Below are 24,602 nucleotides of genomic sequence, written 5' to 3' on the forward strand. Positions count from 1 at the left end.
ACAAAAAATGGCTGAAAGCTAGATTTTATCTAACTTTCAGCCATTGAAATTTTTATACTTTCCTATACATTAAAAAAAGCACCCTTCATCGGGTGCTTAAGATAACAAAAATAAAAACTATAAATTGTTCGTTGTAGCTTGAATGCCGTGATGACGAGAAATTGATTATATAATCTACAGGAAGGTATATTATAATTAAGTTTTAGAATATAAATTCTTAACATAAATTACCCAATTCCTGGAGTTTACATCTTTAATTTTTTGGCTCCACATGACGAACAACATTTTCAATAATCTCTATTATATCATCATTACCTTCCCACCGAAGTATAGATTAAAATCTAGGCAGGTCTCCTGGCTTAAACTTCATCCTCATCTCATTCCTTCCCAGTTTTATAACAACCAGTGGATTAATTTGAGATTTGTCTATTATTACAGTAGCGGGGGCTGCAGTGGCATTTAACCACTTTCCCTTTTAATTCTAAAACTACGTTTTAAAAACCTAAATCTTCAACTATTCTCTTTTTATATCTATTTAATTAAATACTAAATTATTTTAATTAAATACTAAATTATTTTAATTAAATACTAAATTATAATATTAATCAAGAATTTTTTATTTTTACATACTCTTTACACTAAAATACTATATAAAATAAAACAATTGATATTTATATTACCATTTAAACTCTTTCCACTCTTTTGCATATTCATTAAACAGTTCATTTATACCTTTTCCTATTGTTATATATTGATCATCAGTTAAATTTGCTAAAGATACTCTAATTGACCAAGTTGGTCCCTTGAATCCATCTCCATTTAACAGAACTATTCCATACTTTTCTGCCAATTCAAATAAAAACTCAATTGCACTACGCTCTCTCTTTAAATATTCAACAAATTCTTCTCCATATTTAAATTTAGCCCAAACTAATAAATCATATTTATTATAATAATTTGTACTATATATATCCTGTTTCATTGGTAATCCAATTAAATTTTCATCTAATAACTCTTTACGCCTTTTACAAATATTTTTAGTTTGCTCTTTATATCTATTTTCTTTATCTAACAATGCAAATATTGAAAAAAGAGCCATTTGCACCTGTTGTGGAGTAGATAAACCTGCTGTATGATTTAATGCTACTTGCCTACTATCGGCAACTAATCTATCAATAAAAGGAATCTTCTCCGGCTCTGTACTCATAGTTGAATATCTTTCATCAACTATGTCCTTATCATACTCATTTAATTCAGCTATTAACTTATCAAAAACATTGTCTTGTGCTAAGGCTATAATTCCTAATCTCCATCCTGTTACTCCAAAATATTTAGAGTAGGAATATACACCAATTGTATTGTAGGGCATAGTAACCATTAAAGATTTAAATTTATCACAAAATGTTCCATAAACATCATCTGTAACAATCATTAAATTAGGATTCTTTTCTTCTACTACCTTTTTTATATATTCCATAGACTCTTCATTTATTGCCACTGAAGGTGGATTACTTGGATTAACAATACAAGCTAACTTTATGTTTTGATCAGCTAACTTATCTAACTCTTTCTTAGGGTATTGCCATGTATGTCTACCCTCTTCATTAAATTCTGATGCATATATATTTACAACTTCAAAATTATATCTTGGTAACTCAGGAATATCTAAATATGGTGTAAATATAGGTACTAATAATGCTATCTTATCCCCTGGACATAGTAGTCTATTAGCCTCTAGTGAATCAAATATATAGCACATTGCAGCAGTTCCCCCTTCTACTGCAAAAATCTGATGATTATCACTATTAGAATCTCCTCCCATTTCCTTAATTAAATAATCTTTTACTACTATTTCAATATGTGTAAGCATTCTATCTGGTAATGGATAATTATCTCCTATGATTCCATCTACAAGCTCAAAGACCCAATTATCCTTATTAAAATTATGTACATCTATTCCATACTCTATTATGTTATTAAGCAATTCTATTCCAGGTGCATCTTTATGCTTATCATAATAAAGCTTAAATCTATTATAAATTCCAGTATTATGAGGCATTCCTGCTAAGTCTCCATCACACCAAGTTCGTTGTGTTTCCTCTACTGCAAATAGCCCTAATGTAAAAAATGCTTGCCTTGGAGTTGCTGCTGTCCAATTAGGATTTCCCCTTCCTGCATTTAACAATACATTAGTACCTTTTCTCTCTGATTTTAATGCAAGCTCAATTAGCCTATCTTTCAACTCAAAAGGGCTTAAACTCTTAACTTCCTCTATTAATTTTTTTCTTTTTATTTCTCTAATAGTACTAATACTAAGCACCCCTTTAACTAAAAATTTATTCGCAATATTTTTCTATTATTGCTATTTTGCTCTTTATATATTTAAAATATTCTTATAGCTAAAAAGAGAGATTTTCATCTAAGAACAAATCTCTCCCTTAAAATATCCTATTTCTTTTTATTTCTTATAACTATTGAAACTAATGAACCTATTATAAGTATTATTAATAATACTCCTCCTATTTTTGCAAAAAGTTCATAGTTTATTATATTTCCGTTACTCTCAACTGTAACATTAATACTCTTAGTAGTTGTTTCATACATACTATCAGTTACCTCATAAGTAACTTTATAAGATCCTGCCTTACTAACATTTACTTCATTTTCTTTTACTACAATTTTATGAGTTAAATTACCGTCTTCCTCATCTAATGCTGTTATATCCTCTAATGGATCAAAGTACATGCCTTTTTCTATTGTTAAATCTTCTGCATTAATTACTGGTGGCTTATTTTCTTTTTTTAAAACTTCTTCTTCTTTAACACAAACCATCATTGCCTTGTTTACTTTATTTCCAGCACTATCAACAACCTCATAAATTACATGGTAATTTCCTTCTACACTAGCATCAACATCATTGACTATCACCATAACTCTATTAGTTATATCCCCATCCTCTTCATCACTTGCTGTTACACCTTCTAATTGATTAAACTTATCACCAATGTTTATAGCTTTATCACTTGCTTTTATTATTGGAGCTGTATTTTTATTTTCATCCCTCTCATTAGAGTTATCTCCATTTTCCACTGGAATTTCTATTTCCTCTCCTTTTTCTGTAGGTTCTTCAATATTTTCATCATTTAATAATTTTTCATCTACTAATATATTTATCTTTATAATTGCTTTAACCCTATTACTACTTAACTTTATTTCAACGGGAAATTCATTTACTTCAAATTTATCATTAATAAATGAAACTTCATAACCATTAATAGAACATTCATAATCTGATACTATCTCACTAGTTAATGCATTTGGTTTATCTATATCATTTAATTTTTCTAATGATTTAACTTCCTTTATACTTGGTATAGTAAAACTTTTATTATTTTCTGAAATTGTAAAATCATCTAATTGAATCTCAAGAATTTTATTAGATTCTTGTTCATTATCACTTGTATCTTTTATTATTTTCATCTTACTTAATAATTCTTTTGAAATTGTTGTCTCTGGTTCAATAACTGTAAATGTACAGCCATTTATCTTTAATTTGTTTAACTTTGGCAATTTTGATAGTGATTCTATTCCATCCCAAGAATCATCACTTAAGTTTAAAGATTTTAATGTATTCCACCCCGAATTTCCCAGATTAATAGCATTACTATTAGAGCTATACTTAAAAATATAGCTAATATTTTCCGCTTCATATACCCTCCCTATTATATTAAAAATAGTACAGTTCATACTATTCGCTACCTTACACTCTGCTACTAACCTATTCATATAAATTTCATATGGCTTAAAGCTATGTTATAATCTAATTATTTATAGCTAAAAATAATATAAATTATTATTAAAAAAATTGAGAGAGGTATATATGAAAAACTTAAAAATTTATTTTACATCTGATATGCATGGATACCTATATCCTACAAATTATATAGATAAGGATCCTAAAAATATTGGCTTAATAAATATGATTAATGATTTCAAAAAAGATGGTAATACACTAATTATAGATGCTGGAGACACTATTCAAGGTTCACCACTTACTTACTACTTAAGTGGTCAAAAATTCAATATCCATCCTATTGCAGATATTATGAATGCTGCTGGATATGACTTTATAACTCTAGGAAATCATGATTTTAATTATGGATTATTATATTTAAGAAAGTATCTTCGTACATTAGATGCTAAATGCTTATGTGCAAATGTTGTTGATAAGACTGGAGAACTACCTATTTTACCTTATTCTATAAAAACTTTAGAAAATGGATTAAAAGTCGGAGTTATAGGAATAACAACTGACTTTATAAATCACTGGGAAAGAGCTGAAAATATAACTAATATAAATATTACTGATACATTTGAAGCTGTAAAATATTATTTTGATGAAGTAAAAGCTGCTTCTGATATTGTAATAGGAGTTTATCATGGAGGATTTGAATATGATTTAAACTCACATAAACAACTTATGTTTACAAGTGAAAATATAGCTTATAAGTTATGTATGGAATTTGACTTTGACATTTTACTTACTGGCCATCAACATATGCCATTAGCAGGTACAGTAATTAACGGTACCCATGTTGTTCAAACACCTCAAAGGGCAACTAGTTATGTACAATTAGAATTAAATTTAAAAGATGATGGTAGTAAGACTATTACTTCATCTCTTGAAAAAGTTAAGTTAAATCCTAAAAATCAAATATATAATAAATATTTACCTTTAGAAAATGACGTTCAACAATGGTTAGATACTCCTATAGGATTTTTAGATGAAGATTTATACCCATCTTCTCATCTAGACATGGCTCTAAATGGTTCTGCTTTAGCTAACTTTATAAATGCTGTGCAGCTTGATGAGAGTGGTGCTGATATATCATGTACTTGTTTCTCTAATGAAATAAAGGGATTTGATAAAAATGTTACTGTAAGAGATGTTGTATCTACTTATATGTTTCCAAATACATTAGTAATTATTGAAATTAATAAAGTTCAATTAAAAACAGTATTAGAAAGATGTGCTAGTTATTTTAGTAATGTTAATGGAAATATATCAATATCTGATGCATTCTTAAAACCCAAAATACAACATTATAATTATGACTATTTTGCAAATATAGATTATACTTTTGATTTGAATAGACCTGTTGGTGATAGAGTTGTATCTATAAAATTTAAAGGTAAAGAATTAGATGATAATGATAAACTATCTCTTGTTATGAATAATTATAGATCAACGGGCGTTGGTGGATATGATGTGTATAAAGAATGTCCACGTTTAAGAGAAATATTAGTAGAAATGCCTGAAGTTATTATTGACTATTTTATAAAGCATAAAAATATTAAAGTTGATAAGACAAAATATATTAACACTATTTATTAAATAAGTAGTAAAATTCCTTGCTCTAAACTTTCATCTCCCTCTCTATTTAATTAACAATAGAACCAAGCAGACTAAATTTCCATAGTCTAACTTGGTCCTATTTTTTATTTATCCGTTATTTATTATTTCACTTAACAAATCTGGATAATCTGTAAATACTCCACTTACTTCTGCTGCAATTAATCTTCTCATTAAAATTGGGCTATTTACAGTATATATATTTACCTCTATATTATTTTTTTTAGCTTCTCTAATAAGCCCTTCTGATACTAGTCTAATATCTGGATGAATTGCATTTGCCCCAAAAGATTTAGCATAATTAACTACATCCTCTATAGGTTTACTATATAATAATCCTGTTTTAATTTTACTATCAATTTCTCTACAAATTCTTATAGATTCATGATTAAAGCTAGATAATATAATTCTATTTTTTAAATTATACTTATTAACTAAATCTATTACATCTCTTTCTATACCATCATAATGTATCTCATCAGTTTTAAGTTCTATATTTAATATTATATTTGATTCCTTAACTAATTCTAAAACTTCTTCTAAAGTTGGAATTCTACACTCTAAATTATCTTCAAAATTCTTATTTCTACACTTAAAGGATTTAAGCTCTTGTAAAGTATAATCTTTAACTAAGCCTTTTCCTATAAAAGTTCTCTCAATATCCTCATCATGTATAACTACTAGTTTATTATCCTTGCTCTTATGAACATCAATTTCTAAGCCAGTTGCTTTAGTTTTAATTCCTTCTTTTATCGCTAATATAGTGTTTTCCGGATAATACTTACTTGCTCCCCTATGTGCAAAATTTATCATACAATTTCACCTCAAAAATACTTATCTTGATACAATTTTTTCTTTATTTTTAATTAATGTATAGTGAATTTGATTCTAATACAATTTCAACGATATTCTCAAAATCATTTGAATATCTAGTTTCATATCCATATCTATTTAGCAATTCACTTAATTCTATTCTTATTTTTTCTTCATCTTCTATAATAAAAATTTTATTATTCATTTTAATTACCCCTTCTTCCTTTGTTTTAATTATATCCATAATTTTCATAAATACAACCGTATATTTATTATCTCTTTTGCATTTTCCATTTTATAGTAAAATATGTTTTATAATAATTTTTTAACAGATAAAGAAACTCTGATTATTAACTTTAAAGTTTACCTATTAAAGGACGGTGTTTTTATGAAAGCTATTATTTTATATACAAATACAGGTGCTGGTTATGTTTCTGCCGGCAAAGCTATTAGTGATGCTTTAAAGAAAATTAATATTAATCCTATAGAAATAGATACATTAACCTTTGCTGGCAAGTCTACCTCTAAAAAAATAGAAAATATTTATGTTAACACAGTTAAAAAGAATCCAAAATTTTTTGGTTTAATTTATAAAGCTGGTGAGAAAATTAGCAATCCTAAAATTAAATCTATAATTTATATTTTAAATACTCTTTACTCAAAAAAATATATAACATAATAGAAACAAACTTTTCTCTTTTGGATTACCCGTTCAGGCTAAATTTAAATCACACTATACAAAATCTAACTTTAAACAAGAATTAAAACTTAATCCTAATAAGAAGCATATTTTGATTATGGGAGGAAGTATGGGTGCCGGAAATATTCTAGAAACTACTTTAAAATTGTCTAATACCTTAAATAATGTTGAATTTACAGTAGTTTGTGGACATAATAGATGATTTATTATGTAATACTATTATTAAAGCTCAAAAGAAAAATATCAACTCCAATGCGGCTAACAATATCGCAGACTTTTTAATTAAAAAAGTCAATGATAGGAGGGTTTAGATTTATTTTTCAAGTAAAATTCTTTAGTAAAAAATAGTACAAGTGATAAGTTTAGTAACAAAGACATCTTAACTTAACACTTATCACTTGCAACTTTCTTACTCTTCTCTATTTTCTAGCTTAGATATTTGCTTTTCCCCTAAATCAGCCAATTCCTTAAATTGAATTATAGTTTCCTTCAATTTTGGCAATGCTTCCTGCTTATAAGTACTAATTGCATTTAATGCTTCTAAAGTATCAGAAAAGGCTATTTTTAAAGTATCAATAGAAATGTTGGCTTCAATAGATTGCTTTTGAATTTCTGCTCCTTGTTCCTTAAGCATTTTTGATGTTCCGCTTATTAAATCATTAGTAGTTTTATTTAATAAATCTATTTTTTTCAAAACTATCTTTTGATTATAAAGAGCACTTGCTACTATAGTTGCAGTTCTTAATGCTGATATAGTTACATTTTTAGCTCTATCAACACCTCTTATTAACTCCTTATTATTTCTTCTTATAACTTCAATTGCTATTATTCCCTGCTGATTAACAACTATCATTTGTTGCATATCCATAACTCTTTGCCTTAAAGGAAATAATATTTCCTCTGAAACAAAACTAATTCTGTCCGGATCATCATTATTAGCCTTAGCTTTATCTAAGGCAGCTGAAATCTCTTCATCCATCATTATTCCCATTTCAATTTCCTTAGCTAGCTTCTTAGTTAAATCTCTCATAGATATTTCTTCTATTTCTAAAGTAGTATTATCATTTTTTAAAGTTGCTTTACCTCTTTCTAATGACTCCATAATATCGTTAATAACATTATCAGCTTTTTGATACTTATCAAAATAAGACCTTATTGGGTTTGACACTCTTCCAAAGAACCCTTTTTTAGTAAAGTCTATCATACTTGGATCAAGATCTTTCATTGCTCGTTGTAGTTCAGTTAACCCAACTGCAACCTCTCCACCTTCATCACCCATTTTAGATAAGTTTTTTATACTTACTTCTAATAAGGCATTTTTTTGAGATGATCTTTGTATAGTATCTAATCCAAATTCATCAATAGATTTTAAAATCGATTTTCTATCTTCTAATGAATCCATATCTAGATTCATTACTGCTTCTACATTATTATCAGTTAATGATTTCAACTGTTTAACTTCTTCCTGTACTGGCTTTACAGCTTCAACAACTTCCTTTTTAATTTCTTCAGTATCACATACATTCATTGAAAATCCCATCTTCTACTCCCCCTATACTTTTACATCTCTGCATTAAATAAACTGCCTAATTTATAAATAACATCGTCAGAATCTGCATTAATACTTGTTGCTTCATTAATAGCAGAAATATTTTCTAAAGCTTTAATATTTGCATTATATCCAATAGTATGAACAGGTATTTCAACTGCTTCTAATATATCTTTTATATCATCTAGAGAATGTCCAATATTAGTTTCACCGTCACTTAATACAAAAAGCATTAATTTAGCATCTGGATTCTTTTCTTTTTCTTCTAAAAGCATTTTAACTGCTACAGCAATTCCATCAAAAGTTGCTGTTCCTCCACTAGCATCCATATCTTGTACAGCACCTGTAAATAATGACCTTTGATTTAAATCGAATTTTCCAATTGGAAGATTAATATTAACATCATTTGAATAAGTAACTAATCCTATAGAATTTTCTTCACCTATATATTGTGATCCATTTAATAATGATTTTTTCAGTTCATTTAACGGTTCACCTTCCATACTTCCAGATACATCTGCCACAAAAACCGCTGCTATAGGCTTATTACCATTCTTATTTTCCTTCCATAGCTTTTGAGCTTGTATTATTGTATCTCCATCTAAATCTCCAATTTCGCATTTATATTCATCTAAATTATTAAATCCATATTCTGTGGCCAAATCTTGATATTTTTTATCCTTATAAAATTCAATAAACTTATTTAATATTTCTTTCTTTTCATCTGATAAATTTCCAACTGAATATAATGGACTATCATGTCTATAACCAAATGGAGTAAATACATAATCAGCTTTTAATTCTGGTGAATTTATATATGTTTGATACTCCATAATAAACCCATCTAAAATACCTGATTCAGCAGAATTTCTTAATTGAAGAGTAGTATATGCTACTAAAGGTATATTAGTTTGAAATTCATTAAATCCATTAATTGCCTTTTCACTTAACGGATCACTTGAATCAAATGTACTTAATGTAGATACTAAAAAATTTAATCCTGTTGCACTTGCAAATGGATTTGTATACCCCATGGCAATTTCTTCATTAGCAACAGACTCTATAATATTTTTCAAATTAATTGATCCATATTTATTTACTAACTCATCATATTTTTCCTTAGACACAAGAATTCCAGCTACATTTCCAACCATTTTTTCATCACACAATTCAAGTGTTTTACCATTAGCTTTTATCATTTCACCCCATAACTCATTTGAAGGGTTATAAGCATCTGGCAAATACTTTTCAGAAACTATATAATCCATCCCCAAGCCAGAAGCTACTTGTCTTATTTTAACTGAAGCGGTTTTACCATTCACTTGTATTCCTGCATCATTAAAATCATTGGCTACATCTAATAGCCAGCCATCTTTTCCAGTGCCAGTTTTTTCTCCAGTAGAAAATATTTCAATATAGGTATCAGTTGTATTTTCGACTTGTGCTGGGTATTTATCAATATCAGGAATAGTATCTTTTACATCTTCAACTCCTAAATCTATAGGTGCTTTTCTTGGCTCTATTTCATTAACATCAATATTCTTGCAAATTTTATTTAATTTATCCACTGCATTTTCCTCTGATATAGTGTCCTTGCTTTTTCCCCAATTTTTTGTTAATGTGATTCCACCATAAATTACTCCAAAAACTATAATAGCTATAACTATTAAAATTCCTAAGAACTTTCCACTTTTCTTTCCACTCACTCATTCATACCCCCTACTTATATATCTTAGTTTACTTATAAAGATTAATTTTACTTATTAATTCATCAACATCCTTTATTGCATTCATATTTTCTAATTCCCCATCATCTAAACTATTAAATTTTGATAATTCTAAAAGAACCTTATCTAGTTTCAACAATATCTCTTCATTATCCTCTACTGAATCTTTTACAAAAGTTATATATTCCTCATACATATCATTTTTTTCTTCAGCTATATTTCCACTAATCTTTCCCCTTTTAATATCTTTTTTTACCTTTTCATATTCTTCTTGATCAAAGATATTTATTTTATTAATAACACTCTTTATATTTAAATAAAATACATCAACTACTTCAGATATTGTCTTTTTAAATTTTGTATAGCTTATTTCACTCGTATTAAATTTTTGAAGCAATATATCATCTATCTTTTCTTGTTTTTTATTAATTCGTTCTATTTGATCTAATAAACTATCTATATACTTAGAAAAAATTCTCTTACTACTATTATCTTTAAGTGCTTCTATATAATCCTCATAATTATCTAGCTTAAAAATATTAACATCATCCTTTTCTTCTATTAATATTTTGTAATTTCCCATAATAAAAATAATAACGCTCATTATAATTATTGTTATTCCTATGGATGTTTGAAAAATATTAATAAAATCTATATTAACTCCTATTAATCCTGGTGAAAAAATAATAATATTAAGTATTACAATTATAATATTTAATTCTAACAATGAAATTATTTTTTTTACTTTCAAATTGCAACACCTCTTTTTTTTTTCATTTAATTTTTTATATTAAAATATATTCTCTTTTATTCATTATTATTTATTTTTAAATAAAAATAGTTCTATATTAATTTAAAGTTTCCATTCAAATCTAATATAGAACTATATACTACTTTATCATCACTTAACCATAATATACTTATGTTTACGAATTATTAATTTTTTGTTACATTTATTATTTTTTTAAAATTATTTCATGTTATCGCTTTCATTTTCTTGGAATATTAATCTAATAGTTGTATAATAATCTATGATTTAATAGTAGTTTAACTTTTATTTAACAAATATTTAATACAGAAATAATCAATCATAGGAGGATTTTTTATGAAACTTTCTTTTAAGGAGCAGTCAACGCGCTCATTTTTGAAATTTTTATTTGCTCCATTAATTATTAACTTTATTATTGAACTTTGTAGTAGAAGAAGTCTAGGTAATACTTTTGGGTATATATTTGGATCTCCACTAGTATTTTTATATAATTCATTAATTATATTAGCTACACTATCTATTGTATTATTATTTAAAAGAAGAACATTTTTCTTCACTTTAATAACTACTATATGGATAGGTTTCGGTATAACTAATGGAATAATACTAAGTAATAGGGTAACCCCTTTTACAGCTACTGATTTAACACTTGCTGATTTAGGGCTTGGTATAATATCTAAATATTTATCTCCAACTGTTACTAATATTATAGCAGGTCTTTTAATTCTTGTAGTTCTTGGAATTATATTATTATTCTTTAAAGGACCTAAATATAAAGGAAAACTTAATTATAAGAAAAATATATTAATTGTTACATCTGTATGGGCTTTTCTTTTCCTTTCAACAAAGGTTGCTTTAGGTTTAAATGTAATTGCTTCCTACTTTGGTAATATTGCATTTGCTTATGAAGACTATGGATTCCCTTATTGCTTCTCTAATACATTATTAAATACAGGTATTGATAAACCAAAAGATTATTCTGAGGAAAAAATTGCTTCCATTTCTGATTTAATTACATCAAATAATGCAAGCACTGAGATTGGCAGTAATAATATTTTACTAGCTAGTGCAGAAGGTGGGTTAAATCAAGAATCAGACTCAGATAAACCAAATATAGTAATGGTTCAATTAGAGTCATTCTTTGATCCAACATTAGTTAAGTATTTACAATTTTCTCAAGACCCAGTACCTAATTTTAGAAGACTTATGGAAAACTATTCTTCTGGATATTTAACAGTTCCATCTGTTGGTGCTGGTACTGCAAATACAGAATTCGAAGTACTAAGTGGTATGAGCTTACAGTTCTTTGGTCCTGGAGAATATCCATATAAGACTATTCTTCAAGAAAGTACTGCTGAAAGTGTAAGTTATGATTTAAAAGAGTTAGGTTATTCAACTCATGCTATTCATAATAACAAAGGGACTTTCTATGGTAGAAACTTTGTATTTTCACAATTAGGATTTGATACATTCACATCTTTAGAATATATGAATGTTGAAGAATATACTCCAAAGGATTGGGCAAAAGACTTTTATCTTACAGATGAAATACTTAAGTGTTTAAACTCTACTGATAGTTCAGATTTTGTATATACTATTTCTGTACAAGCTCATGGTGACTATCCAAAAGAACAAATACTAGAGAATCCTACAATTGAAGTTAGTGGATTACCTGATGAAGAAACTACTAATGCTTTCACATATTATATAAATCAATTATATGAAGTTGACCAATTTGTTGGAGAGTTAGTAGAGGCACTTTCTAATATTGATGAAGATACTGTTTTGGTCTTATTCGGAGATCACTTACCAACATTAGGTTTTAAAGATGAAGATTTAGTTAATAACTCTATTTTCCAAACTGAATATGTTGTTTGGAGCAATTTTGATATGCCTAAAGTTGATCAAGATTTAACTGCATATCAATTAACATCATCTGTATTAAACAATTTAAATATAGATAATGGTGTTTTAACAAAATTCCATAATCAATTTAAAAATACAAATGACTATTTAGCTGATTTAAAATTATTACAATATGATATGTTATATGGTGAAAAGTACATCTATGGCGGTACTAATCCATTTATAGCAACTGACCTAAAAATGGGAACTTATGATATTTCTATAACAGATGTTTATGAAGAAATTGCTATACCAGAAGATAATACTATAAATGAGGAAGTTGCCACAACTGAAGGAACTGAAGCTTTAGGGTCTACTGAAAACCTAGAGGAAGATTCTGCTTCGGAAGTTACTGAAATAGATGAAGAAATAGATGAATCAAACGTTAAGAAAAATCTTATTGTAAAAGGTGAAAACTTTAATGAATTCAGTAAAATTTATATAAATGGTAAATATACTAAGACTGTATTTATCGACTCTAATACACTAATGATTAATAATAGCAATATAGAGCCTAACTCTTCAATAGTAGTTACTCAACGTACTACTGGTGGTGGAAAACTAGGATCTACAAATGAATTTATTTATCCATCTGTAATTGAAGAATAAGTTAATAATAAAAGTTAATAATTAAGCTGATAGCTATACAAAAGTAGATAGGATACAAAATTCCTATCTACTTTTTTAATTATATAATGCTAATTCTTTTAATTTTTCTAACTCTTCAAAAGTAAGCTTTCTCCATTCTCCATAAGGTATATCATCTATTTTTATATTCATTATTCTAATTCGTTCTAACCTTATTACAGTATATCCAAAGGCTTTAGTCATTCTTCTTATTTGCTTGTTAAGACCTTGAGTTAAGACTATATTAAAAGTATTATCACTTATTTTACAAACCTTACATTTCCTTGTTATAGTATCTCCTATATCTACTCCATTTGCCATTTTATTAATAAAATCATCATCAATTATTTTATCAACAGTTACTATATACTCTTTTTCATGTAAATTATCTGCTTCTAATATTTTATTTGACAGCACTCCATCATTTGTCATTATTATTAGTCCCTGTGATTCCTTATCTAATCTTCCAACAGGAAATATATATTGGCCATAATTCATATAATCTATTATATTATTTTTAACATTCTCTGCTGCTGTACAAGTTATACCTACTGGCTTATTTAAAGCTATGTATATCTTTTCTCTTGCTTGTACTCTTTCTCCATCTAACAATATGTCATCATATTCTTCAACCCATTGTCCTGGCTCGCATAAAACACCATTTACAACAACTCTTTTTTCTTCAATTAATCTATTAGTTTCTCTTCTAGAACAAATTCCTAAATTACTAAAATATTTGTTTATTCTCATATAAAAACTTTGTCCTTCCGTTATTAAAATTATTATTATAAACACACTCTAAAATAATAACTATTATACTTCTAACACCTTGCGAATTACAATAAAAAAGCTGCACATTTTGTACAGCTTTTTCTTTGTTATTGTGTTCCATTTTCTTCCCATCCAGAATTATTTTCTTGTGTTATCTTTGCTTCTATATCGCTACTAAAGATTAAATTAAAATCACTACTAAATTTATCAATATCCTCACCATTAAATAATTTTAGTTTATAATCTAAAATATAATAATGCCCAGGCTCTATTTTTAATTCTGTGAATACTTCATTTTTCTTATCTTGAGTCCCAGCCTCTCCTAAATTAAACTGATATTCTTTATAATCTTCTCCATCAATCTTAACCAATATACCCTTTTCATTACAATTATCATTACATAAACTTGTATGTTCATGTTTTTTATATTTGCTAATAGTTAATGTCCCTTCAAACTTTAATTTAGGAACTATAGTTATATCACTATCTTTCGGAGTCATATATATTTCTATAGTTGTATTACCCCCATTTTCTATATTGTAAATAGTATAATCTCTATCTATATAGCTTGAATGTGAAAAATTTAATACTACTTGTCCTGGTATAACAGATATTGTAAATCTCCCTTCAGAATCTGTTGCTATATTTTCATTATTTCCATTATTTATTTTAACACCTTCAATTACTTCCTTAGTAACTACATCTTTAACAACACCCTCTATTGTTGCCTTATCTGATATAGTATCATTAACTAATAATCTTGCAAAATCTATACAGTAACTATCCCCTCCTGCAACATCTGGCTTTCCTGTTAAAGAATTAATTGTAGAACCGTCTCTTGGATCATCAATCAATAGTTCTAATCCACTTTCTTCTCCCTCTTCAATCAAGTATAATAGTCTTTGTGGAACTTCAAGAGTAACTAGATTTGCTCTAGGTCCATGCTGATCTAAATTATTAATTATTTTTTCCCATTCTTCTACTCTTATAGGAGTCATATCTTTATCTTTAACCTTTAAAGTAACTTGATAATTAACATTAGATTTTGCAGAATAAGATATTTGCCAATCTATATTTTTAATACCATTACTTCCTTCATGATCTCTAATGCTCGAATCTCCATTATTCCACCTTTCTGTCCATTTAGACTGTGATGGCTCTGGTTGAATATCATTTAGCATTATTTGAATAGTAGCGCTAGTTACTTTTTTGGACGAACCATTACTTGTTCCTATCTTATCTTGATACATAAATGTTATTGGCTCTACAGGCTGTAACTCAGCCCAATTAGCACCATTTTGAATATAATCTGATGTATTATCTGTTACACCATCTTCTAATTTTCTTCTTATTGCACGATCAGTATATCCATCAAAAAATATTTCACCATTATCTTCTTTAATAGGACCTATCAAATCACTTTTAAATATACTGTTAGTTGATGAATAATAATTGTTATTTAAGTAATAATTGTTAAATGTAAGACTATAAAAATCAGCAGCATTATATGCTAATAGTTCTCTCTTAAGGGGATAAGTATCAGTAATATAGTTATTTGTTTTTCGAAAACTATACAACTTAATATCATCTTTTACACTGCTTAACCTATACCATTTTTCATCTTTATATAACCATTCACCTTCTGTAAGACTGAATTTTTCCGTTTCATCATTTTTATTAAAATTAAATTTTAGCTTTATTGTCGCTTCATTCTCTATTATATAACTGTATAAATTATCACCTTCAGCATTCATTAGAGGTCCCGGCCATGTTGTTGTTAATCCGAAGTCATTCCAATAGTGAATATTAGGTTGCCTACTACTTTCAAAGTATACCTTTATATACGGCTCTTTTTTACTATTTTCAGTTTGTTCTAGTAGTGACTTGTAAAAATTATAAAAACCACTAGTAACCATTCTTCTATCAGTTCCCGGTGCATCATTAGTTAAATTTCCATTAGAATCTGTACCATCATATTTGTTAGGATCATTTCTCTCTTCCCTTCCTTCTACTGATTCTGGAAAAATATCTAATCCATTGGTATCTGGAAGCTTTCCAGATAAAACATAATCTTTATCTTTATCTACAGAATCTTGTCCATATCCACCATTAACTCCTAAATTATCTATATCTCCAACCCAAACTTCAAAGCTTTCTGCTGGCTCTCTTGTATCCTCTTTATCATTATCTTCTGGTGGAACTGCATCCTCATCTTCAGTACTCCCACCTTCCTTAAGTGAGTTAAATGTAAATTTTAGTTCAACGTTTGATGTAAGATTAGATTCATTTGAAACTTTAACCCCCTTATAAGCGGCTATATCACCAGTAGTTGGATTTGTTATTCCATTTTCATTAACTTCTTGCCCTTTATATTCCCACTTACTCTTGCTAGTATCTATAGTGATTTTTTCATTTCCATTTTGTATATTCAATACATTTATATTATCCCCATTTGAACCCTTTATACTTACCTTACCATTAAAATAAGCATAACTTGAAGATGCTGTAATTACTATAATAAATATAGAAAGTAATGTTAAGTAAATCTTTTTTCTCATTTTATCACCTCATTATTTCATCTTAAAAGTAGTTAATTGTTATTATAATTAATTTTTAAACTATTAATTGATTTGCTTTCTTTATTATTAAAATAAGCTAAAGAGGCTGAAGAACATACTCCAATAAACATGGATATTAGTAAAATTGAAATTATTAAAATTATTTTTTTATTCTTCATTTATTTTCCCCCTCTTTTCAATGGCTTTAATATTATTAATCCAAATACTATTAATAATCCACTTATTACAATTATTAAATTACTACTTATAATTGAACCTGTTTGAGGTATATTAATTTCCGGTTTGAATTCTTCTTCAATCTTAAATGCTTTGGGATATAACACATATTCATACTTTTTATTTTGATACTCATTTCCTGCCAATGCATCAAAATATATTTGCATTGAAAACTTTATTTTTGTATCTAACTCTAAAAATATAGGTTCATCTAAAGTTATATATTCTTGATTCATTAACTCTGACATTTTACCTGAATATAATAATTTTTCTCCTTGATTAATTGTTACATAATATTTATCATCAATTATTCCAGAAGAAATAGCATCATCTTCATTATATGTTTTATCAGTAGATACATCTTTTATAGATATCCTTTGAAATCCTATTCCTTCTAAATAGCACTGTTCTCCCCATATATTTTCAATATAAAAATCATGTGCTATATCATCAGTAGGTCTCCAATATCCATCTTTCTCTAAACTATATATTTCATTATATTTTTTATCTGCCTTTACATCATAGCTATTAACTGTAAAAAACAGCAAAAAAACTATGAAAAAGCAAGTAATAAACTTGGCTGTTTTTTTACACATAAGCTCTTCATTCCTTATATAAATATAGAACCATAAGAAAACTTATAGTTCTATATTATAAATTTATATTTTAAATTCTTATTAGCAAATTTCTAATTAATATATATTAATTATCTGAAGGAACATAATTATCTTGGTCTATTTGTTCCCAATTATGATTATTTTCTTGAGTAGCTTGAATTTCAATTAAATCATTTAGATTTAATGCTCCTGTATCTCCTCCTGCTGCAATATCGTTTTGATAAGTATTTCCAGCAATTATTGGTAACTCAAATCTTATATCCACAGGCGTAATTGAATCATTTGCACCTACAATTCCTAAATCTATTCCATTTTCTAAATTTTCAAATGAAACTTCAGTACCGTTAATATATAATACCCATCCTGCTTTATTCATAGCATCTAATTGTGCTTCTGCCTTTTTTGAATCTTTAACTTTTAATCTTACTCTAATTGTTAAATTACTTTCATTAGTAATTTGTAATCCATCAACATCTGTGCTTCCTGATTTTGCTGTTCCAAGAACTATAGCATCTCCTGGTCTTGTAAATTTAATATCAGTTGGTAATGCTGAACCAATTGTAGCTCTCATTATTTTATCTTCTGTTTCTTCTTTAGTTTCTGCATTTATATCAGGAGATCTGTGTCTGTTTTCAAATGCAACTACATCATTATCATCTTCATTTGTACTTAATTTTGCAACATCATATGTCCAATCTGACAGTTCTTGTCCCATATTCGCAACTTCTGCAGTTATTACTACTTGACCATTTTGAATTTTTAATTTTTGTAATAACCCGTCATCTCCTCTTCCACCTATTGAAGTCTTAGATGTAAAGTAAGCAAATGATCCTAATGCTCCTACTAATAATGTTGCTCCAATTAATAAAGCCCCTATTCTTTTTTTGTTCATTAATAATCTCTCCCTTTTCTGTGTGTATTTTATATTTTTATTTAATAGTTTGTCCTATTGAACAAACTGGTTTAACTAACTTTTTTATACTTCTCTTTTTCTTCCTTCTTATTATCTACAAAACAAAACTCATAAATTATAATAATTGCAATAATTGTAGATAATACTATGATTCCAATTGGTGAACCTACGAAAGAATAAAAATAACCAACCTTAGGCACTCTAAACATATACTGTCCAATAATACTACTCTTATCTAAAGGATCATCCTTTAAATTATTATTATCACCTTGAGTTATTATTTTATCTTCTTGAATTTCAATAATTCTATGAGTCGCTATAAACCCTTCTTTTTGAAAAGTTATTACATCTCCAACCTCTAAATTATTAATATTAGTTTTTTTAATAAAAATAACATCACCTGGATCTATTGTTGGTTGCATACTATTAGATACAATTACATAACTTTTAAATTTTATTAAATTATAAACACTATCAAACTTACTGGATACGTTACCAATCAGTCCTATAGCTAATATTGCAAAAAACAATAAACATAAAAAACTACATACTTTTTTAAAAATCTTTTTAACTTTCATCATTGGCCCTCTAAACTTTCCTTATTGTTTTAATACTCTATTGAACTATTTAAATATATTTGTATTAATTAAATTTATTTTGTAATTTTTTAGATATTCTCGCTTCCCTATTTTTATTATATTTTCCTTCTATTTCATAGTCAAACTATTTCGTTCGTATTATTTCTTCATGATATAACAAATTATTGCTTCTGAAATAATCATTTTTTTACAAACTTATTTTTTATTTTACTTAATTCATTATTAAACATATGTAACTTTAGTTTATCTTATAATTTTTCTAAAATAATTATAAGAAAGTTTTTATATATTTTTAAATATATATATTTTTTGTAATATTTTGTATTGCAAAACTTCACTATATTTAAATAAAATTAAAAAAGCCGGATAAAATCCGACTTCAAAATCATATTAACCTTACTTATAACTATTTTAACCTTTATATGGTTCTGTATGAATATTTATCTCCTTAATATAATTTAGATTAGAAATTATACTATGCTCTAAATTATCTGCAATATCATGCGCCTCTTCTAATGTTTTACTTTTATCAATAAAAATACTCATATCAATATATGCAATAGATCCATACTTTCTTGACTTAAAGTCTTTTATTCCATATATCTTTTTATTGTTATCTATTAAGGATTTAATTTCTCTAATATCTTCTTTACTTATTGAACTATCCATTAACTCATCACAAGCTGATTTTAATATTTCTATCCCTACCTTTATGACAACTATTGCAACTATAATTGATGCTATTGGATCTAATATTTTAAAACCAAGCATTGCACCGCCAATTCCGATAAATGCTGCTATAGATGAAAATGCATCTGATCTATGATGCCATGCATCAGCTTTCAATGATGATGAATTAATTTTCTTAGCTACTCTAATTGTAATTTGATATTGATATTCTTTAACTGCTATTGATATTAAAGCTACAACTAATGGTAGCGCATTAGGTACTACTATATTATTTATATTAATTAAATCTTTAAACCCATCATATCCTATTTTTAAAGCAATACCTATAAGTACAGCAGCTAAAATAAATGAAACTAAACTCTCAGCCTTTTCATGACCATATTGATGTTCATCATCCCTTGGCTTTCTTGAAATTTTATTTCCTATAAGAATTCCAATTGAAGTTATTATATCTGAAGCCGAATGTAATCCATCAGCAATTATAGCCGTAGAATTTCCCAAAATACCTGCTAATATTTTTAGTATGGTCAATCCTATATTAAGTAAAATTGATATTACTGTTATTTTATTAGATTCATCATACCTGTTTCCCACAATATGCCTCCTATTATCATTTGATAATTTTATTATATGTTAATCATTAATATATGTACTTACTTAAAATTATTTTCATCAATCTCATTTGATAATGATTTTAATTAATAAAAAGAAAAAAATAAGTAGATTATTTCCGAACTTTGCCTATTTATCTTATATAAGCTAACCCATATAAATATCTACTTATTTCTTCTAAATTATAATATCTTTTTAGTTCTATTTTTTAATATACAAACTCTAGATTTTCTTTTTCATTAAAGAAATCAGAATAATCTATATTAAATAGTGGCTTTTTAACTTTTCTTATATCGATATTCTCTTTTATAAGTTGTGTCAATACTCCAACATAGGATAAATCGCCTTGAACTATAGCACCATATATTATTCCATCTTTATATATTATCTTTTTATAGTCTTTTCCTTTTACTTGCGTCTCTTCCTTATAACTATCATCTGGTTTATTTACTAATCCTAGAGACATTGTAGCTACTCCACAGAAATTCATAGTATTTTTACTTCCAAAAAAGTCATTCATATATATTTCCTTGCCTAGCATATTATTTGCTGCAATAATCCCTTCCTTAACAGCAGTTGGCCATATTGGATTTCTTCCTGTTATATCTCCTGCTCCATAAACATCCTTCACATTAGTCTCACCTTTTGAATTAATTATAAGCCCAAATTTATCACACTCTATGTCACTATCATTTAAAAATCCTATATTTGCTCTAACACCTGTACATGCAATTATTAATTCACAAGGTACTTCTTCTCCAGTATTTAATTTTATTGAAACCGGATTATTATTCTCATCTACTACAACCTTTTCTGCTCTTACTCCGAACTTAAAGTTTACTCCTTCTTCTTTTAATCTTTCTTGGTACACTTCTGCTGCATAATTGTCTAGTTGAAGTGGTAATATTCTATCTCCCATTTCAATTAATGTTATATTTACATCATAATCTAAAAGCCCTGCTAAAGCATCTACACCAACTAATCCTGCACCTAAAATAGCAACATTTTTAACCTTTTTAGCCTCTTCCTTAATTTTAATAGCATCATCTAAGTTTCTAAGTCCTATTACATTATTAGCAGTTCTTAAGTTTTCTATTGGTGGTAAAAATGATGATGATCCTGCTGCCAACAGAACCTTATCATAGCTTAAATCCTCATTATTTGATAATTTTAGTTTTTTCTCTTTAACATCTATTCCTATTACTTCTACTCCTTTTATCCACTTTATATTGTACATTTCAAAAAAGTTCTTTGGAGTAAAGTCTAAAGCTTCAATTTCTCTTCTTCCATCTAAAAAATGATGAAGTATACATCTTGAATAAACATATTCATCTTTTGATACTAATATTATCTCTATATTTTTATCATTTTCACGTAGCGTTTTAGCTGCATTAATTCCAGATGCAGATGCTCCTACTATAACATATGCCATTATTCATCTACCTCCTCTAAAGTTAATGCATTCATTGGACATTTATCTACACATTGAGGAAAATTTTGTTCTGTTGATATACACATATCACATTTTATTACTTCTCTATTAGTTTGATAATCCATCTTTAAAACTCCATAAGGGCATGCCATTATACACATGAAACAAGTTGCACATCTACTTTTATCATAAATGACGTATTTACTTTCATCATCTTTTCTCATAGCTCCAGTTGGACATGCATAAACACATTCTGGTCTAGTACAATGCCTACAATAAATTGGTGCATATCTTCCCTCGCTATTTATAACTATCCTTCCTCTTGTATCTCTTGATCCATGAGATACCTTACATGCAGTAGTACATGTTAAACAACCAATACATTTTTTTCTATCTATTTTTATTCTCTTCATAGCTATCTCCTAATCTATTTTTTCTATTTTTACTGGTACATATTTAAAGTTAGGTTCCTTTGAATATGTATCAAATATAGATGGTAATAGTGAATTTGCTTCTATATAATGCATTGGAGCATAAATTTGATCTTTTTTAACAGTTCTACTTAGTTTAACAAGAAAATTATTACTTACACCATTGGGTGATGTTATTTTAATTGTTTCATTATCCTTGATTCCTAATTCATCAGCTAAATCAGTATTTATATTTACATACCCTTCATGAGGAACTATAGAAAAAACATCAGGTATCTCTCTAGTTCTTGTTTGTGTATGCCATTGACCAACAGTACCTCTTCCAGTATTAAATAAATATGGATATTCCTCTGATTGTTCATAAGGAACTGGTACTACATCTTCATATATAAATTTAGCCTTACCACTTGGTGTATAGTACTTATTATCTTCAAATAGCCTTCTTTCATCTTCCTTTAATTCTTCACCAGCTCTAAATGGCCATTGTACTCCTCTAGAATCTTTTAACATATCATAATCTACACCTGTAATATCACAAGGCATTCCTTTAGTACATGCTTTTAATGTTTCAAATGCATCTCTTGGTGTTTTCCATTTATCTAATAATTTACCCATTCCTAAAGCTTTACCTATGCCTAACATAATATCATAATCCGTTAATTCATTTTCCTTCTTTTCTAATACTGGATTAAGTTTTGATAGCCTTCTTTCTGTATTTATTAATACACCTTCTTTCTTTAAGCCATTAGCTGAAGGTAATAATAAATCACAATATCTAGCAGTTTCAGTATCAGAATAAATATCTTCTACAACTAAAAACTCTAATTTTTCAGCTGCTTTTTTAAACTCTAAATTATTTATCCAAGAAACTATAGGGTTAGTTGCTACTACCCATAAAGCTTTTATCTCACCTGAATTTATTTTTTCTATTATAACATTGTATGGTAAGGTAGGTTTCTTAGGTAGCATCTCAGGATCTATATCTAAAGCCTCTGCTACGACTTTTCTTCTTGCCTCATTATCATACTCTCCTCCACCATAAAGCCCTGTAGTATTACTGAAAAGTCTAGAACCCATAGCATTACATTGACCAGTTATAGAATTAGGTCCTGTTCCAACTCTTCCTATGTTTCCTGTCATTAAAGCTATATTTATAATTGCTTGTGCTGTTCTTACAGCTTGATAGCTTTGATTTATCCCCATAGTCCACCACAATGATACTTTTTTTCCATTATGTATTATTTCAGCTAGCTCTAAGACTCTAACCTTGGATATACCTGTTTTTTCTTCAACATCTTCTAGAGTATATTTTTTTACATGTTCTTTAAAGCCTTCAAAATCCTCTGTATACTTCTCAATATAATTATTATCAATCCAGCCCTTTTCAATAAGAACATTTGCTAATGTATATAGAAGTGTTAAATCTGATTTTGGTTTTATATCTATCCACATATCACAATTAGTTACTGTTTCTGTTCTTCTTGGATCTATAGCAATCTTTATACAATCTTTATTATTCTTAGTCTTTCCCCAAAGAATTGGATGTGCGACTACAGGATTACATCCAATAAATATAATTACATCTGAATGTTCTAAATCATTAAAAGTGTATGGTGGAGCATCAAATCCAAAGCTTTGCTTATAAGAAACTACTGATGTAGCCATACAAAGTCTTGTATTTCCATCTCCATTTCCACCTAAAAAAGTTCTTCCTATATGTCCTGCTAATGCCATTTCTTCTGTAGCTAATTGACCTGTACTTAAAAATGCAAAACTTTCTTTACCATATTTCTCTTGTATTTCAGTTACCCTCTTAGCAAATAGATCAAATGCCTCTTGCCATTGAATTTGCTTTAATTCTCCATTTTTATCCCTTACAAGTGGTAATACTGGATTTTCATGTTCAGTATTTTGCTTATCTAAATTTAATCCCTTTACACAACAAAATCCCTTATTAACAGGATAATCAAGAGTAGGTACTACTCTCTTAATAAAACCATTGTCTTCAACATGAAAATCTAAATTACATGCTATAGAACAATAATTACAAGTAGATCTTATAACCTTCAATGAAATCACTCCTTATCTAACTAATTTTAATTTTCCTAAATCTCTTACAATTTTATTAATCATTAACTCTTTATGTAATTTAACTTATATATAAATATCATTTTACTTTCTTATATAATGTAATCCATCCTAATTTACATATTCACTAATTCCACCTTTCTTTGTCATA

General features: G+C 27.5%; 19 protein-coding genes, 1 pseudogene and 1 riboswitch. Of the genes and pseudogenes, 3 read left to right on the forward strand and 17 right to left on the reverse strand.

What is annotated here, in order from left to right:
• Nucleotides 1-326 precede the first annotated feature (326 nt).
• Nucleotides 327-521: riboswitch (cobalamin riboswitch) on the reverse strand.
• Nucleotides 522-676: 155 nt separating this feature from the next.
• Nucleotides 677-2,311 carry an aspartate 4-decarboxylase gene (gene aspD, locus I2E98_RS13340; RefSeq protein ID WP_195469418.1) on the reverse strand — a complete coding sequence of 545 codons (1,635 nt, stop codon included), beginning with the start codon at nucleotides 2,309-2,311 and terminating at the stop codon, nucleotides 677-679.
• A 137-nt stretch (nucleotides 2,312-2,448) separates the two neighbouring features.
• Nucleotides 2,449-3,786: an immunoglobulin-like domain-containing protein gene (locus I2E98_RS13345; RefSeq protein ID WP_195469392.1), complete on the reverse strand. Its 1,338-nt coding sequence runs from the start codon at nucleotides 3,784-3,786 to the stop codon at nucleotides 2,449-2,451.
• 94 nt (nucleotides 3,787-3,880) lie between these two features.
• Here I2E98_RS13345 and I2E98_RS13350 point away from each other — a divergent pair, with 94 nt between their 5' ends.
• Nucleotides 3,881-5,395 (forward strand): bifunctional UDP-sugar hydrolase/5'-nucleotidase, encoded by a 1,515-nt coding sequence (locus I2E98_RS13350; RefSeq protein ID WP_195469393.1) that lies wholly within the window; start codon nucleotides 3,881-3,883, stop codon nucleotides 5,393-5,395.
• 108 nt (nucleotides 5,396-5,503) lie between these two features.
• Here the strand turns inward: I2E98_RS13350 and I2E98_RS13355 are convergent, their stop codons facing one another.
• Both I2E98_RS13355 and I2E98_RS13360 read right to left on the reverse strand, forming a co-directional pair.
• The gene (locus tag I2E98_RS13355; protein ID WP_195469394.1) at nucleotides 5,504-6,226 is read right to left on the reverse strand and encodes a glycerophosphodiester phosphodiesterase; all 723 of its coding nucleotides are present in this window, start codon (nucleotides 6,224-6,226) and stop codon (nucleotides 5,504-5,506) included.
• Between the two features lie 85 nt (nucleotides 6,227-6,311).
• Nucleotides 6,312-6,431, reverse strand: a pseudogene (locus I2E98_RS13360) (DNA-binding response regulator); the annotation flags it as partial.
• 183 nt (nucleotides 6,432-6,614) lie between these two features.
• Between I2E98_RS13360 and I2E98_RS13365 the strand changes: the two are divergent.
• Complete coding sequence (locus tag I2E98_RS13365; RefSeq protein ID WP_195469396.1) at nucleotides 6,615-6,905, forward strand: hypothetical protein; 291 nt, start codon at nucleotides 6,615-6,617, stop codon at nucleotides 6,903-6,905.
• A gap of 430 nt (nucleotides 6,906-7,335) precedes the next feature.
• Here the strand turns inward: I2E98_RS13365 and I2E98_RS13370 are convergent, their stop codons facing one another.
• Genes I2E98_RS13370 through I2E98_RS13380 form a run of 3 tightly spaced genes read right to left on the reverse strand, consistent with a single transcriptional unit; the run spans nucleotide 7,336 to nucleotide 10,953 of the window.
• Nucleotides 7,336-8,466 (reverse strand): toxic anion resistance protein, encoded by a 1,131-nt coding sequence (locus I2E98_RS13370; RefSeq protein ID WP_195469397.1) that lies wholly within the window; start codon nucleotides 8,464-8,466, stop codon nucleotides 7,336-7,338.
• A 20-nt stretch (nucleotides 8,467-8,486) separates the two neighbouring features.
• Complete coding sequence (locus I2E98_RS16355; RefSeq protein WP_195469398.1) at nucleotides 8,487-10,181, reverse strand: VWA domain-containing protein; 1,695 nt, start codon at nucleotides 10,179-10,181, stop codon at nucleotides 8,487-8,489.
• A gap of 31 nt (nucleotides 10,182-10,212) precedes the next feature.
• Nucleotides 10,213-10,953, reverse strand: a complete 741-nt coding sequence (locus tag I2E98_RS13380) for a hypothetical protein (RefSeq protein WP_195469399.1) — start codon at nucleotides 10,951-10,953, stop codon at nucleotides 10,213-10,215.
• Nucleotides 10,954-11,307: 354 nt separating this feature from the next.
• Here I2E98_RS13380 and I2E98_RS13385 point away from each other — a divergent pair, with 354 nt between their 5' ends.
• The gene (locus tag I2E98_RS13385; protein ID WP_243251152.1) at nucleotides 11,308-13,485 is read left to right on the forward strand and encodes a sulfatase-like hydrolase/transferase; all 2,178 of its coding nucleotides are present in this window, start codon (nucleotides 11,308-11,310) and stop codon (nucleotides 13,483-13,485) included.
• A gap of 75 nt (nucleotides 13,486-13,560) precedes the next feature.
• Here the strand turns inward: I2E98_RS13385 and I2E98_RS13390 are convergent, their stop codons facing one another.
• The 10 genes from I2E98_RS13390 to I2E98_RS13435 all read right to left on the reverse strand — a co-directional run bounded on the left by I2E98_RS13390 (nucleotide 13,561) and on the right by I2E98_RS13435 (nucleotide 24,433).
• Nucleotides 13,561-14,253 (reverse strand): pseudouridine synthase, encoded by a 693-nt coding sequence (locus I2E98_RS13390; protein WP_195469400.1) that lies wholly within the window; start codon nucleotides 14,251-14,253, stop codon nucleotides 13,561-13,563.
• Between the two features lie 128 nt (nucleotides 14,254-14,381).
• Nucleotides 14,382-16,832, reverse strand: a complete 2,451-nt coding sequence (locus I2E98_RS13395; RefSeq protein ID WP_195469401.1) for a carboxypeptidase regulatory-like domain-containing protein — start codon at nucleotides 16,830-16,832, stop codon at nucleotides 14,382-14,384.
• Between the two features lie 32 nt (nucleotides 16,833-16,864).
• Nucleotides 16,865-17,011, reverse strand: coding sequence for a hypothetical protein (locus I2E98_RS13400; protein ID WP_166484746.1), 147 nt, complete (start codon nucleotides 17,009-17,011; stop codon nucleotides 16,865-16,867).
• Nucleotides 17,012-17,665, reverse strand: a complete 654-nt coding sequence (locus tag I2E98_RS13405) for a hypothetical protein (protein ID WP_195469402.1) — start codon at nucleotides 17,663-17,665, stop codon at nucleotides 17,012-17,014.
• 106 nt (nucleotides 17,666-17,771) lie between these two features.
• Entirely contained in the window at nucleotides 17,772-18,578 is an 807-nt protein-coding gene (locus I2E98_RS13410; protein WP_195469403.1) for a hypothetical protein, read from the reverse strand.
• 71 nt (nucleotides 18,579-18,649) lie between these two features.
• A complete protein-coding gene (locus tag I2E98_RS13415) occupies nucleotides 18,650-19,177 on the reverse strand; it encodes a signal peptidase I (protein WP_195469404.1) in 528 nt (175 codons plus the stop codon).
• Between the two features lie 432 nt (nucleotides 19,178-19,609).
• The gene (locus tag I2E98_RS13420) at nucleotides 19,610-20,482 is read right to left on the reverse strand and encodes a cation diffusion facilitator family transporter (protein ID WP_195469405.1); all 873 of its coding nucleotides are present in this window, start codon (nucleotides 20,480-20,482) and stop codon (nucleotides 19,610-19,612) included.
• A 226-nt stretch (nucleotides 20,483-20,708) separates the two neighbouring features.
• Nucleotides 20,709-21,932: an FAD-dependent oxidoreductase gene (locus I2E98_RS13425; RefSeq protein WP_195469406.1), complete on the reverse strand. Its 1,224-nt coding sequence runs from the start codon at nucleotides 21,930-21,932 to the stop codon at nucleotides 20,709-20,711.
• The gene (locus tag I2E98_RS13430) at nucleotides 21,932-22,345 is read right to left on the reverse strand and encodes a 4Fe-4S dicluster domain-containing protein (RefSeq protein WP_195469407.1); all 414 of its coding nucleotides are present in this window, start codon (nucleotides 22,343-22,345) and stop codon (nucleotides 21,932-21,934) included. The genes I2E98_RS13425 and I2E98_RS13430 overlap by 1 nt, the downstream gene beginning before the upstream one ends.
• Nucleotides 22,346-22,354: 9 nt before the next feature.
• On the reverse strand, nucleotides 22,355-24,433 hold the full coding sequence (locus I2E98_RS13435; RefSeq protein WP_195469408.1) for a nitrate reductase: 2,079 nt from the start codon (nucleotides 24,431-24,433) through the stop codon (nucleotides 22,355-22,357).
• Between the last annotated feature and the right edge of the window lie 169 nt (nucleotides 24,434-24,602).

The organism is Clostridium sp. D43t1_170807_H7 (genome assembly GCF_015555905.1).
GTDB lineage: Bacteria > Bacillota > Clostridia > Clostridiales > Clostridiaceae > Clostridium.